The sequence below is a fragment of the Pseudomonas sp. NBRC 111139 genome (assembly GCF_001753955.1).
GTDB lineage: Bacteria > Pseudomonadota > Gammaproteobacteria > Pseudomonadales > Pseudomonadaceae > Aquipseudomonas > Aquipseudomonas alloputida.
Map to the genome: position 1 here is coordinate 19982 of NZ_BCBP01000018.1, position 12282 is coordinate 32263.

Consider the following 12282-nt stretch of genomic DNA (forward strand, 5'->3'; position numbering starts at 1 on the left):
TGTCATTCGGATCAAAGGCGCCATTGTAGCCCGAGCGCCTGCAACAGGGCGCAAAGAAACTCGCCGGCGATCAGGAACACGCCGCCTATAGTGAAGGATCGACACAGCAACATCGCGCCCCGGCCAGTGCTTGGGTACAATTGCCGGCCAACTTGATCGAGTAACAGGACCTTTACATGATCGCTTGCCTGCGGCTGCTCACAGCCCTCTGCCTCGCCGCCCTGCTGGCAGCCTGCGCCAGCTCGCCCTCATCCAGCCTGGGCGAACTGCCACGCACCCCGGATGCCAGCATCGAGCAACTGCTCGAAAAGGCCGCTTCCAGCAAGTCTGCAGAAGACGCCGCCCTGCTGCGCCTGAGCGCGGCCGACCTGGCCTACAAGCAGAAGGACTTCCCACGCGCCGCACGCATTCTCGAGCAGGTCCCGCTGGACACGCTCAAGCCGGCCCAGCAAGTGTTCGCCAGCACCCTCGCGGCGGAACTGGCCATGAGCCGCAACCAGCCCAAAGCAGCGCTGACCGCCCTGGCCCACCCCAGCCTGCAGCGCCTCGCAGAACTGCCGGCAGAACTGCAAGCGCGCACCTACAGTGTGCACGCCGCCGCGCTCGAAGCCGATGGCCAGGCCCTGGCTGCCGCACAGCAGCGCATTCTGCTGGCCCCGCTGCTTGGCGGCCAGGCCGCCAGCACCAACAATGACGCCATCTGGGCCTTGGTCGCCTCGCTGCCTGCAGAGCAACTGCAGCAGCCAACCAACGATCAGACCCTGGCTGGCTGGACCAGCCTGGCCTTCGCCGTGAAAAGCGCTGGCACCCTGGAGCAGCAGCAAGCGGCCATCGAAGCCTGGGTCAAACAGCACCCGGACCACCCTGCCGCCCAGCAACTGCCGCTGGCCCTGACCAAGCTCAAGGAGCTGGCCAGCCAGCCGCTGACCAAGATCGCCCTGCTGCTGCCTCAGGAAGGCCCGCTGGCCGGCGTAGCCCGCGCCCTGCGCGATGGCTTCATGGCCGCCCACTTCCAGGCCCAGCAAAGCGGCCAGCCAGCGCCTGCGGTGCAGGTGTTCGACAGCTCGCGTATCGGCTCGCTGGACGACTTCTATCGCCAGGCGCAAGCCGCCGGCGTGCAACTGGTCATCGGCCCGCTTGAAAAACCATTGGTCAAACAACTGGCCGCCAAACCACAGCTGCCGATCACCACGCTGGCCCTGAACTACGCCGACGCTGGCCAGAAGGCGCCGCCACAACTGTTCCAGTTCGGTCTGGCGGCCGAAGACGAAGCCCGTGAAGTGGCCCGCCGCGCCCGCGCCGATGGCATGGTCCGCGCCGTAGCCCTGGTGCCGAGCGGCGAATGGGGTGACCGTGTCCTGGCCGCCTTCCGCCAGGACTGGGAAGGCAATGGCGGAACCCTGCTCGCCGCCCAGCGCATCGCCCAGCCGGTCGCCCTGGCCCAGCAGATTGCCGACCTGTTCCAGCTGCGCCAGAGCGAAGGCCGCGCCAAGAGCCTGCAAAGCACGGTGGGCGGCAGCATCGCTGCACAACCTTCGCGCCGCCAGGACATCGACTTCATCTTCCTCGCCTCGACCCCACAACAGGCGCAGCAGATCAAGCCGACCCTGAACTTCCAGTACGCCGGTGATGTGCCGGTCTATGCCACCTCGAACCTGTACAGCGCCAGCGGTGACATCAACCAGTACAATGACATGAACGGCATCCGCTTCTGTGAAACACCGTGGCTGCTCGACACCAGCAACAGCCTGCGTCAACAGGTTGTACAGCAGTGGCCGCAAGCCGCTGGCAGCCTCGGTCGCCTGTATGCCATGGGCGTTGACGCCTACAGCCTGGCGCCGCGCCTGGGCCAACTGAAAGCGCTACCGGACAACCGCGTCCTTGGCCTTTCGGGCAGCCTGAGCATCAATGCCAACCAGCGCGTCGAACGCCAGCTGCCTTGGGCCGAGTTTAGCGGCGGCCAGGTCAAGCGCCTGCCTGATACCGCGCGCTGATGGCCGCAGCATCGCCTACCCGTGCCGGGCAAGCGGCAGAAACCCAAGCCCTTGAGTACCTTCAGGGGCAAGGGCTGCAGTTGCTGGCGCGCAACTGGCGATGCAAAGGCGGCGAGCTTGATCTGGTCATGCTCGACGCCGATACAGTAGTATTCGTCGAAGTCCGCTACCGGTTGCACGCGGGCTTCGGAGGCGCCCTCGACAGTATCGACGGGCGCAAGCAGAAACGGTTGGTGCTTGCCGCCAGCCTGTTCCTGCAGAAGGAGGCCCACTGGGGCAACCACCCCTGCCGCTTCGACGTAGTCGCCCTGCAGGGTAGCCACCATGCAGGCAGACCGCTTCAATGGCTGAAAAACGCCTTCGAATGCTGAACCCACTTCGTTTTTTTTGCTCTATGTATCGCGGGCTGGTCGTTGTTGCGCCTAGCAAAGGCCACCGCCCCATTTAAGGTCACCAGATGGACATGCAATCCCGAATTCGCCGGCTGTTCGAGGCCAGCATCGAAACCAAGCAACAGGCAATGGACATCCTGGCACCGCACATCGAGCAGGCCAGCCTGGTCATGGTCAATGCGTTGCTCAACGAGGGCAAGATGCTCGCCTGCGGCAACGGCGGCTCGGCCGGCGATGCCCAGCACTTTTCATCGGAGCTGCTCAACCGCTTCGAGCGCGAGCGTCCCAGCCTGCCAGCCATCGCGCTGACCACCGACAGCTCGACCCTGACCTCGATCGCCAACGACTACAGCTACAACGAAGTCTTTTCCAAGCAGATCCGCGCCCTGGGCCAGCCCGGTGACGTTCTGCTGGCGATCTCCACCAGCGGCAATTCGGCCAACGTAATCCAGGCAATCCAGGCCGCACATGACCGTGAAATGATTGTCGTAGCATTGACGGGTCGCGATGGCGGCGGCATGGCTTCGCTGCTGCTGCCCGAAGACGTGGAAATCCGCGTGCCTTCGACAGTTACCGCGCGTATCCAGGAAGTCCACCTGCTGGCGATCCACTGCCTGTGCGATCTGATCGACAGCCAACTGTTCGGGAGTGAAGAATGACCCCTATGCGCCTGGGCCTGATGGCCCTGACCCTGTGCCTGAGCGTCACTGGTTGCAGCTCGGTACTCACCTCTACCCGCAATTCGCCGATCGAGGACGATCGCGGCACGCGCACCATCGGTAGCAAGATCGACGACTCGCTGATCGAGACCAAGGCTGCCGTGAACATTTCCAAAGCCAACCCAGACCTGGACAAGGGCTCGCACATCGTTGTCAGCAGCTACAACGGTATCGTCCTGCTGGCCGGGCAGACCCCACGCGCCGAGCTCAAGAGCCTCGCGGAGCAAACGGCCAGCCAGGTCCAACGGGTCAAGAAAGTACACAATGAGCTGCAAGTGATGCAGCCCTCCTCCATTCTGGCGCGCAACAACGACGCCTGGCTGACCACCAAGATCAAGACCCAGATGCTGACCGACAACGCCGTGCCCAGCTCGCGCATCAAGGTGATTACCGAAAACGGCATCGTCTACCTGCTGGGTCTGGTCACCCGCCAAGAAGCCAACTCGGCCACTGCCGTGGTGCAGGGCGTGTCGGGCGTGCAGAAGATCGTCAAGCTGTTCGAGTACATCGATTGACTCAGTGATTGCCTGGACAGGCCAAACAAAAAAGGCGATCCATCTGGATCGCCTTTTTTGTTACTTGACCACTTTCAGGCTTGGCCGGCCAGTCGGACGCGGCGGCTGCCCTCCATCGTCTGGCGGGCCATCGTCATCCGGCTGCACATCATCGTCTTCCAGCTCGTCGCCATCCATCGAAGACGGCTCCAGCTCGAAGACCATACCCTGGCCATTTTCGCGGGCGTAGATACCCAGGATTGCACCAACCGGCACGAACAGCGAGTGAGCCACACCACTGAAGCGGCCCTCGAAGCTGACTGCGTCATTGTCCATGTGCAGGCTACGCACGGCACTTGGCGAGATATTCAAGACGATCTGGCCATCACTGGCGAAACCATCCGGCACCTGAACTTTCGGGAATTCGGCATTGACCAGCATATGGGGCGTGCAATCGTTGTCGACGATCCACTCGTACAGTGCTCGAACCAGATAGGGGCGACTGGAGTTCATCAACGGCTCCTTAAAGCTTGCGCATTTCACGTTCTACGGAGGACAGGCTCGCCTGAAAAGGCTCGCGGGCGAACTGGCGCTCCATGTAATCCAGCAGCGGCTTGGCTTGCCGCGGCAATTCGATACCCAACACCGGCAAACGCCAGAGTATGGGCAATAGACAGCAATCGACCAGGCTTTGCTCATCACTCATGAAGCAGGCGAACTCGCCAAACAACGGCGAGACCCCGGTCAGGCTTTCGCGCAAGGCCTTGCGCGCTTCGGTTCGGGCAGCTTCACTGCTACGCGGGTCAAGCACGGTATCGGCCAAGGCACACCAGTCGCGCTGGATGCGGTGCATCAGCAGACGGCTGTTGCCACGCGCAACCGGGTATACCGGCATCAGCGGCGGGTGCGGGTAACGCTCCTCGAGGTATTCCATCACCACGGTCGATTCATACAACGCCAGGTCACGGTCGACCAAGGTCGGCACGCTGCCATAAGGGTTGACCTCGGCCAGCTTCGGCGGCAGGCGGGCGGGATCGACATCGATCAACTGCACGCTGACGCCCTTCTCGGCCAGAACCAGGCGCACCCGATGAGAATAGTGATCAGCGGGATCGGAATAGCAGGCTAACCTGTTGGTTGCGCCCATGTAGCGGCTCCTCGCACGGATGCTTGTGCAACTTTAAATGAAAACGCGCCCGGGGTGGCCTGGCAATACTGCTAGGCCACCCCGGGCGCGTTCAACAACCAGAAACTACTGCGTGATCAGTGCACGTCCTTCCAGTATTCACGCTTGAGCAAGTAGGCGAATACGAAGAAGAAAGCCAGGTACAGCAACACATAGGTGCCGATGCGCTGGCTTTCCAGTTTGACTGGGTTGGCCGAATAGGCCAGGAAGGTCACAAGGTTCTTGACCTTCTCGTCGAACTGCTCGGTCGTCAGGGTACCGGAATTCGGCGTAATGGTCAGCTGATCGCAAGCTTCATGGGTCAACGGGCTGCCGGTCAACGGGTCGAATTGCTTCTTGCCCTCGACCACCGTCTGCACCTGCTTGCAACCCACCACCTGGTTACCTTGCAGACCCACCAGCACGTTAGGCATGCCGACGTTCGGGAACACCTTGTTGTTCACCCCGTAAGGGCGCGATGGGTCCTCATAGAAGCTGCGCAGGTAGGTGTAAAGCCAATCGGTACCGCGCACGCGGGCGACCAAGGTCAGGTCGGGCGGCGCGGCACCAAACCAGGTCTTGGCGTCGCTGGGCTTCATGCCGATCTGCATGTGGTCACCAATCTTGGCGCCCGTGAACACCAGCTTCTCGAGCATCAATTCATGCGGGATACCCAGGTCATCAGCCACCCGCTCGTAACGCTGGAACTTGGCACTGTGACACCCCATGCAATAGTTGGCGAAGGTACGCGCACCGTCCTGCATGGCGGCCTTGTCAGTCAGATCGATATCGACCTTGTCCAGCTCCAGGCCAGTTTCGGCAGCGAAGGAAAAGGCAGGCATCACTGCCAGCAAAAATACTGCAATCAACTTTTTCATCAGCCAGTCACCCTTTCCGGAACCGGTTTGGTCTTCTCAAGCCTTGTGTAGAACGGCATCAGCAGGAAGTAGGCGAAGTACAGCACCGTGCATACCTGCGACAACAAGGTACGCCCAGGTGTCGGTGCCAGTACGCCCAGCACGCCGAGGATGACGAAGGCCACGCAGAACACCAGCAGGAAGACCTTGCTGATCCAGCCCTTGTAACGCATGGAACGCACTGGGCTGCGGTCGAGCCAGGGCAGTACGAACAGCACGGCGATGGCCGCCCCCATGGCAATGACGCCCATCAGCTTGTCAGGCACCGCACGCAGGATTGCGTAGAACGGTGTGAAGTACCACACCGGCGCGATGTGCTCTGGGGTCTTGAAGGCGTTGGCCTGCTCGAAGTTAGGTTTCTCGAGGAAGTAACCGCCCATTTCAGGGAAGAAGAACACCACAGCGCAGAACACGAACAGGAACACCACCACGCCGACAATGTCTTTGACGGTGTAGTACGGGTGGAACGGAATACCATCCAGCGGAATACCGTTTTCGTCCTTTTTCTTCTTGATGTCGACGCCATCAGGGTTGTTCGAACCCACTTCGTGCAAGGCGAGGATGTGCAGTACCACCAGGCCAAGAATCACGATTGGCAGGGCAACCACATGCAGGGCGAAGAAGCGGTTCAGGGTGATGCCCGAGATCAGGTAGTCACCACGGATCCACTGGGTAAGGTCATCACCGATCACCGGGATGGCACCGAACAGCGAGATGATCACCTGGGCGCCCCAGTACGACATCTGCCCCCATGGCAGCAGGTAGCCCATGAACGCTTCAGCCATCAGCGCCAGATAGATCAGCATGCCGAACAGCCAGACCAGCTCGCGTGGCTTCTGATAGGAGCCATAGAGCAGGCCGCGGAACATGTGCAGGTAGACCACGATGAAGAACGCTGACGCCCCCGTGGAGTGCAGGTAGCGCAGAATCCAGCCGTATTCCACGTCGCGCATGATGTACTCGACCGAGGCAAACGCCTCTTCCGCCGAGGGCGTGAAGCTCATGGTCAGCCACACGCCGGTCACGATCTGGTTGACCAGCACCAGCAATGCCAGGGAGCCGAAGAAGTACAGGAAGTTGAAGTTCTTGGGTGCGTAATACTTGCTGAGGTGGTCTTCCCACATCTTGGTGGCGGGGAAGCGAGCATCAATCCAGTCCATGAACTTGCTCATCATGCGTTCTCCTGGTCGACGCCAATGACGATGATCTCGTCCGACTCATAAGAGTGCGGTGGCACGGGCAGGTTGAGAGGCGCTGGCTGGGACTTGTAGACACGGCCAGCCAGGTCATAGTGAGAGCCGTGGCATGGGCAGAAGTAACCACCTACCCACTTCGGCCCAAGGTCGGCGGGCGCCACCTCTGGTCGGAAGGTGGGCGAGCAGCCCAGGTGCGTGCACAGGCCGACGAGAATAAGAATTTCCGGCTTGATCGAGCGAACCTCAGGGTCGACGTACGCTGGCTGTACCGAGGCCTTGGACTCGGGGTCGGACAGGTCACCCGTGATTTTTTTCAGATTGCCAAGGATTTCCTCCGTTCGCCGCACAATGAATACGGGCTGGCCACGCCACTCGGCCACCATCTGCTGCCCCGCCTCGACCTTGGCGATGTTGACCTTCACCGGTGCACCCGCGGCTTTCGCCTTGGCACTGGGAAACCATGACCCCACGAACGGTACCGCAGCCCCCACTGCCCCCGCCGCCCCGACCACGGATGTCGCGGCTACGAGGAAGCGGCGCCGGCCTGCGTTGACGCCGTCATTGCTCATTCAGTCCTCTCCCATCAGCTTGCTTGGCCAGTTGGACCTGGCCTGTACTTAGGTTGTGTCAATGGCACTAAAAATTGGCCGCCATGGTAAGAAACAAATCCACACACTGACAAGGTGATTACCCCGGCAAGGGCGACAACCCACGCTTTGCTTGATCTACGTCTATGCGACAAGCGGCCACTGACTGCTGACAGGTTAGTTCAAGGCTAAAAAAAAAGCCCGGTTCCAAGGAACCGGGCTTTTTTCGACTGCCGAAGCGGTATTAACGCTTGGAGTACTGAGGACGCTTACGCGCTTTACGCAGACCCACTTTCTTACGCTCAACTTCACGAGCGTCGCGGGTGACGTAGCCAGCACGACGCAGAGCGCCACGCAGGGTTTCGTCGTATTCCATCAGAGCGCGGGTGATACCGTGACGGATCGCACCGGCCTGACCGCTGACACCACCACCGGAAACGGTGACGTAGATGTCGAATTTCTCAACGGATTCAGTCAGCTCGAGCGGCTGGCGAACAACCATGCGAGCGGTTTCGCGACCGAAGAACACGTCCAGAGAACGGTTGTTGATGGAAATGTTACCAGTACCCGGACGCAGGAATACGCGAGCGGTTGCGGTCTTGCGACGGCCAGTGCCGTAATTTTGAGTCGCCGACATAATGAACTATCCCGTTAGATCTTCAGTTCTTGAGGCTGCTGAGCAGTGTGTGGGTGAGCAGCACCCGCGTACACTTTCAGCTTGCGGTACATGTCGCGACCCAGCGGGTTCTTAGGCAGCATGCCTTTGACCGCAGTTTCGATAACACGCTCAGGGGCCTTGGCGATCAACTTCTCGAAGTTGATTTCCTTGATACCGCCTGGGAAACCGGAGTGGGAGTAGTACATTTTGTCGGAAGACTTGGCACCAGTCACACGAACCTGCTCGGCGTTGATAACGACGATGTAGTCGCCGGTGTCAACGTGAGGGGTGTATTCTGGTTTGTGTTTGCCACGCAGACGGGTAGCGATTTCGGTAGCCAGACGACCCAGGGTCTGGCCAGCGGCGTCGACTACGAACCACTCGCGCTTTACTGTTTCCGGTTTAGCAGTAAAAGTTTTCATTCTCTAAAGCCTCAGAGGCCGCCCAGCGAAAAATAGACGGCGAATCTTACTGGATAGTGCACAGCTTGCCAAGGGCAAGCGCGCAGCCGAACACAGACGCTTTTGGGGGCTCGGGTCGGGCACGCCAATGTTCGACGGGGTTCTTCCTGCGTGATGGTGCATCACTTCCGCCACGCGGAGAGGGGCTGAATTATCCAGATTGCGCGAAAAATTTCAACCTGCTTTGATTGGCTTCTATTGCCAAGGAGTGACTAACCGATGGAATACCGCCAGCTTGGCCGTACCGACCTCAACGTCAGCGCCCTGTGCCTGGGCACCATGACCTGGGGCGAGCAGAACATCCAGGCCGAGGCCTACGAACAGATTGCCCGGGCCAAGGCCGCCGGGGTCAACTTCATCGACACCGCCGAGATGTACCCGGTCCCTCCCCGCCCGGAGACCTACGCTGCCACCGAGCGCATCATCGGCAACTGGTTCCGTGACCATGGCGACCGCGACGCGTGGATCCTGGCCAGCAAGGTTGCAGGCCCGGGCAACGGCATCAGCCATATCCGCGACGGGCAGCTCAAGCACAACCGTCAGCACATCGTCGCGGCACTGGACGAAAGCCTCAAGCGCCTGCAGACCGACCGCATCGACCTGTACCAGTTGCACTGGCCAGAGCGCAGCACCAACTTCTTCGGCAAGCTGGGCTACCAGCACCTGCCGCAGGATCACTTCACCCCACTGGAAGAAACCCTCGAAGTGCTCGACGAGCAGGTGCGTGCGGGCAAGATCCGCCACATCGGCCTGTCCAACGAAACGCCGTGGGGCACCATGAAGTTCCTGCAGCTGGCCGAGAGCCGGGGCTGGCCACGGGCGGTATCGATTCAGAACCCGTACAACCTGCTCAACCGCAGCTTCGAGGTGGGCCTGGCAGAAGTGGCCATACGCGAGCAGTGTGGCCTGCTGGCCTATTCGCCGCTTGCCTTCGGCATGCTCTCGGGCAAGTACGAGAACGGCGCACGGCCGGACAATGCACGCCTGACCCTGTTCAGCCGCTTTGCCCGTTACTCCAACCCACAGACCGTGGCGGCCTGCAGCCGCTACGTGCAGCTGGCCCGCGAGCACGGCCTGGACCCGGCGCAAATGGCCCTGGCGTTCGTCACCCGACAGCCGTTCGTGACCAGCAACATCATAGGTGCCACCAGCCTGCAGCAGCTGGACAGCAACCTGGCCAGCCTTGAACTGAACCTGAGCGCCGATCTGCTGACAGCGATCGAAGCCATTCATCAGGAGCAGCCCAACCCGGCGCCTTGAGCCAAACACTGCGCCCCGCTTCGCGCCGCTGTTACATGGGGTAGACACAATCGCCAAAAAATAAGACGATCCAGCCGGTGATTGACCACTCTACCCTATAAGAACAATGACAATGATGTTTACCCAACCCTCAGCGTCGCTGCGGCGCGTCAGCATCCTGGCCATTGACAAGGTGTTCGCTTCGACCTTGATGCAGGCCAAGGACTTCTTCCACCTCGCCAGCCTGCGCTATAGCAAGCAGCTGGGCCTGGGCTTGCAGCCCATGTTCGACATCCGCCTGGTGAGCCCCGACAGCCAGCCCGTGGACAGCTTCAGCAATGTGCAGTTACCGGTTGACGGCGGCCTGGACGATGCCGATGTGATCATCCTCCCGGCCTACTGGGATGATTTCGACAACTTGCTGCAGCGTTACCCACAGGTGCTGCCGTGGCTGCGTGAACAGCACGCGCGTGGCGCGGTGCTGTGCGCCGAGGCCAGTGGTGTGTTCTGGCTGGCCGAATCCGGCCTGCTCGATGGCAAGGAAGCGACCACCTACTGGCGCTTCTTCAACAGCTTTGCCGAACGCTTCCCGAAGATTCGCCTGAACCAGGACAAGCACCTGACCGATGCCGACAATATCTATTGCGCCGGCGGTGCAACCTCAGCCTGCGACCTGTACATCTACCTGATCGAACGCTTCTGCGGTGCCAACGTGGCCCGTGCAGTGTCCCGCGATATCCTCTACGAAGTGCAACGCAACTACACCCCGGGGCGCATGGGCTTTGGCGGGCAGAAACTGCACCAGGACCTGATCATCCTGCAGATCCAGCACTGGCTGGAGGAACACTTCGCCGACAAGTTCCGCTTCGAGGATGTGGCCCGCAACCACGGCATGAGCATCCGCAACTTCATGCGTCGCTTCCAGGGCGCAACGGGTGACAAGCCGCTGCATTACCTGCAACGGTTACGCATCGAGACAGCCAAGGGGTTGTTGTCGAGTACGCGCAAGAGCATCAAGACCATCAGTTACGAGGTGGGGTATGACGATGCCAGTTTCTTTGCGCGGCTGTTCCGCCAACACACCGAGTTGTCGCCGAACCAGTATCGGCAGCAGTTCATGCAGGAAGCCTGAAAGGCTTCCAGAGCGGCAGGTTTCGAGCTTGAAGCGACAAGGAAAAACCAGAGCGGATCGCGCATTGCCCTGAACTTTCCTTGTCGCCTGACGCTTGCCGCTGCCGTCAGGGCTTGTGTGCGCGCGCCAGGAATTCGTGCGATTGCATCTCCAGCAACCGGCTCAGGGTACGCTGGAACTCGAAGCTCAGACGCCCACCGGTATACAGGTCCTTCAACTCCACCTCGGCCGAGATGATCAGCTTGACGTTGCGATCGTAGAACTCGTCCACCATGTTGATGAAACGACGGGCGATGTCGTCGGTGGTGACGCCCATCTGCTCCACGTTGCTCAGCAATACGGCGTGGAAGATCTTGCCCAGCTCAATGTAGTCGTTCTGGCTACGCGGCCCGTCGCACAGGGCGCGGAAGTCAAACCAGGCGACGTCGTCGCAAGTACGCAGGGCATTGATCGGGCGGTTCTCGATCATCAGCACGTCGTTTTCGATCGCCTGGGTGCACTCAGGGGTGAGCGCCTTGAAGCTGGCGCGCATGCTCTGGTGCGCCGCGTCATCGAGTGGGAAGTGGAACAGTTCAGCCTGCTCCAGGTGACGCAGACGGTAGTCGACCCCGCTATCGACGTTCACCACGTCGGTGTACTGCTTGATCATGGCGATAGCCGGCAGGAAGCGTGCACGCTGCAGGCCGTCCTTGTAGAGGCCGTCCGGCACGATGTTGGAGGTGGCCACCAGCGACACGCCATTCTTGAACAGCTCTTCCATCAAGGTGCCGAGGATCATGGCGTCGGTAATGTCCGACACGAAGAATTCGTCGAAGCAGATCACCTTGGCTTCTTCGCTGAAGCGCTTGGCAATGAGGGTCAGCGGGTTCTTCTCGCCCTTGAGGGTTTTCATCTCCTCGTGCACACGCTTCATGAAGCGGTGGAAGTGCGTACGCATCTTCTGCTTGAACGGCAGCGCTTCGTAGAAGGTATCAACCAGGTAGGTCTTGCCTCGCCCCACCCCACCCCAGAAGTACAGGCCCTTGACCGGGGTCTGCTCCTTCTTGCCGAACAGCTTGCCGAACACGCCCGGCTTGTTGTTCTGCGCGTGCACCAGGTCGTCGTACAGGCGCTGGAGGTGACGCACCGCAGTTTCCTGCGCCGCGTCATGGAAGAAGTCGGGACGTTTCAGATCTGCTTGATAGCGTTCTAAGGGAGTCATGATTCGTTAGCGAGGCAACAAAAAACGGGCCGTCACTGTAGCGACAGGCCCGCTTAATGGCAATCAGACTTGCGTCAATATGCCTCATCCAGCATAGCTTATGCGCTGGATGGCACCGGCCTTGCCG

At 60.5% G+C, this 12282-nt stretch carries 14 protein-coding genes; 6 read left to right on the plus strand and 8 right to left on the minus strand.

Annotation, left to right across the window (positions count from 1 at the left end; genetic code table 11):
• Nucleotides 1–176: 176 nt before the first annotated feature.
• The 4 genes from BJQ17_RS03700 to BJQ17_RS03715 all read left to right on the plus strand — a co-directional run bounded on the left by BJQ17_RS03700 (nucleotide 177) and on the right by BJQ17_RS03715 (nucleotide 3620).
• Nucleotides 177–1994, plus strand: a complete 1818-nt coding sequence (locus tag BJQ17_RS03700) for a penicillin-binding protein activator (protein WP_070095543.1) — start codon at nucleotides 177–179, stop codon at nucleotides 1992–1994.
• Entirely contained in the window at nucleotides 1994–2365 is a 372-nt protein-coding gene (locus BJQ17_RS03705; RefSeq protein WP_012053656.1) for a YraN family protein, read from the plus strand. Before BJQ17_RS03700 ends, BJQ17_RS03705 begins: the two co-directional genes overlap by 1 nt.
• Nucleotides 2366–2451: 86 nt before the next feature.
• A complete protein-coding gene (locus BJQ17_RS03710; protein ID WP_012053657.1) occupies nucleotides 2452–3045 on the plus strand; it encodes a phosphoheptose isomerase in 594 nt (197 codons plus the stop codon).
• Nucleotides 3042–3620, plus strand: a complete 579-nt coding sequence (locus BJQ17_RS03715) for a BON domain-containing protein (protein ID WP_004575118.1) — start codon at nucleotides 3042–3044, stop codon at nucleotides 3618–3620. Before BJQ17_RS03710 ends, BJQ17_RS03715 begins: the two co-directional genes overlap by 4 nt.
• Before the next feature lie 60 nt (nucleotides 3621–3680).
• Here the strand turns inward: BJQ17_RS03715 and BJQ17_RS03720 are convergent, their stop codons facing one another.
• The 7 genes from BJQ17_RS03720 to rplM form a co-directional block, all read right to left on the minus strand.
• Entirely contained in the window at nucleotides 3681–4112 is a 432-nt protein-coding gene (locus BJQ17_RS03720; RefSeq protein WP_003251830.1) for a ClpXP protease specificity-enhancing factor, read from the minus strand.
• Nucleotides 4113–4122: 10 nt separating this feature from the next.
• Complete coding sequence (locus tag BJQ17_RS03725) at nucleotides 4123–4746, minus strand: glutathione S-transferase N-terminal domain-containing protein (protein WP_003251828.1); 624 nt, start codon at nucleotides 4744–4746, stop codon at nucleotides 4123–4125.
• Between the two features lie 116 nt (nucleotides 4747–4862).
• Nucleotides 4863–5642 (minus strand): cytochrome c1, encoded by a 780-nt coding sequence (locus BJQ17_RS03730; RefSeq protein WP_003251826.1) that lies wholly within the window; start codon nucleotides 5640–5642, stop codon nucleotides 4863–4865.
• Nucleotides 5642–6853: a cytochrome bc complex cytochrome b subunit gene (locus tag BJQ17_RS03735; RefSeq protein ID WP_003251825.1), complete on the minus strand. Its 1212-nt coding sequence runs from the start codon at nucleotides 6851–6853 to the stop codon at nucleotides 5642–5644. The genes BJQ17_RS03730 and BJQ17_RS03735 overlap by 1 nt, the downstream gene beginning before the upstream one ends.
• The gene (gene petA, locus BJQ17_RS03740) at nucleotides 6853–7446 is read right to left on the minus strand and encodes a ubiquinol-cytochrome c reductase iron-sulfur subunit (RefSeq protein WP_003251823.1); all 594 of its coding nucleotides are present in this window, start codon (nucleotides 7444–7446) and stop codon (nucleotides 6853–6855) included. Before petA ends, BJQ17_RS03735 begins: the two co-directional genes overlap by 1 nt.
• A 262-nt stretch (nucleotides 7447–7708) precedes the next feature.
• A complete protein-coding gene (rpsI, locus tag BJQ17_RS03745; RefSeq protein WP_003251821.1) occupies nucleotides 7709–8101 on the minus strand; it encodes a 30S ribosomal protein S9 in 393 nt (130 codons plus the stop codon).
• A 14-nt stretch (nucleotides 8102–8115) separates the two neighbouring features.
• Complete coding sequence (gene rplM, locus BJQ17_RS03750) at nucleotides 8116–8544, minus strand: 50S ribosomal protein L13 (RefSeq protein WP_003251819.1); 429 nt, start codon at nucleotides 8542–8544, stop codon at nucleotides 8116–8118.
• 258 nt (nucleotides 8545–8802) lie between these two features.
• Here rplM and BJQ17_RS03755 point away from each other — a divergent pair, with 258 nt between their 5' ends.
• Nucleotides 8803–9843 (plus strand): NADP(H)-dependent aldo-keto reductase, encoded by a 1041-nt coding sequence (locus tag BJQ17_RS03755; protein WP_003251817.1) that lies wholly within the window; start codon nucleotides 8803–8805, stop codon nucleotides 9841–9843.
• A 190-nt stretch (nucleotides 9844–10033) separates the two neighbouring features.
• Complete coding sequence (locus tag BJQ17_RS03760) at nucleotides 10034–10954, plus strand: GlxA family transcriptional regulator (protein WP_173881439.1); 921 nt, start codon at nucleotides 10034–10036, stop codon at nucleotides 10952–10954.
• Nucleotides 10955–11060: 106 nt separating this feature from the next.
• Here the strand turns inward: BJQ17_RS03760 and zapE are convergent, their stop codons facing one another.
• Nucleotides 11061–12155: a cell division protein ZapE gene (zapE, locus tag BJQ17_RS03765; protein ID WP_003251813.1), complete on the minus strand. Its 1095-nt coding sequence runs from the start codon at nucleotides 12153–12155 to the stop codon at nucleotides 11061–11063.
• Nucleotides 12156–12282 lie beyond the last annotated feature (127 nt).

Coding starts and splice junctions, on each gene's coding strand:
- BJQ17_RS03715 (WP_004575118.1), top strand. CDS start 3,042: ATGACCCCTATGCGCCTGGGCCTGATGGCCCTGACCCTGTGCCTGAGC.
- petA (WP_003251823.1), bottom strand. CDS start 7,446: ATGAGCAATGACGGCGTCAACGCAGGCCGGCGCCGCTTCCTCGTAGCC.
- BJQ17_RS03755 (WP_003251817.1), top strand. CDS start 8,803: ATGGAATACCGCCAGCTTGGCCGTACCGACCTCAACGTCAGCGCCCTG.
- BJQ17_RS03710 (WP_012053657.1), top strand. CDS start 2,452: ATGGACATGCAATCCCGAATTCGCCGGCTGTTCGAGGCCAGCATCGAA.
- BJQ17_RS03700 (WP_070095543.1), top strand. CDS start 177: ATGATCGCTTGCCTGCGGCTGCTCACAGCCCTCTGCCTCGCCGCCCTG.
- zapE (WP_003251813.1), bottom strand. CDS start 12,155: ATGACTCCCTTAGAACGCTATCAAGCAGATCTGAAACGTCCCGACTTC.
- BJQ17_RS03705 (WP_012053656.1), top strand. CDS start 1,994: ATGGCCGCAGCATCGCCTACCCGTGCCGGGCAAGCGGCAGAAACCCAA.
- BJQ17_RS03735 (WP_003251825.1), bottom strand. CDS start 6,853: ATGAGCAAGTTCATGGACTGGATTGATGCTCGCTTCCCCGCCACCAAG.
- BJQ17_RS03730 (WP_003251826.1), bottom strand. CDS start 5,642: ATGAAAAAGTTGATTGCAGTATTTTTGCTGGCAGTGATGCCTGCCTTT.
- BJQ17_RS03760 (WP_173881439.1), top strand. CDS start 10,034: ATGCAGGCCAAGGACTTCTTCCACCTCGCCAGCCTGCGCTATAGCAAG.
- BJQ17_RS03720 (WP_003251830.1), bottom strand. CDS start 4,112: ATGAACTCCAGTCGCCCCTATCTGGTTCGAGCACTGTACGAGTGGATC.
- rpsI (WP_003251821.1), bottom strand. CDS start 8,101: ATGTCGGCGACTCAAAATTACGGCACTGGCCGTCGCAAGACCGCAACC.
- BJQ17_RS03725 (WP_003251828.1), bottom strand. CDS start 4,746: ATGGGCGCAACCAACAGGTTAGCCTGCTATTCCGATCCCGCTGATCAC.
- rplM (WP_003251819.1), bottom strand. CDS start 8,544: ATGAAAACTTTTACTGCTAAACCGGAAACAGTAAAGCGCGAGTGGTTC.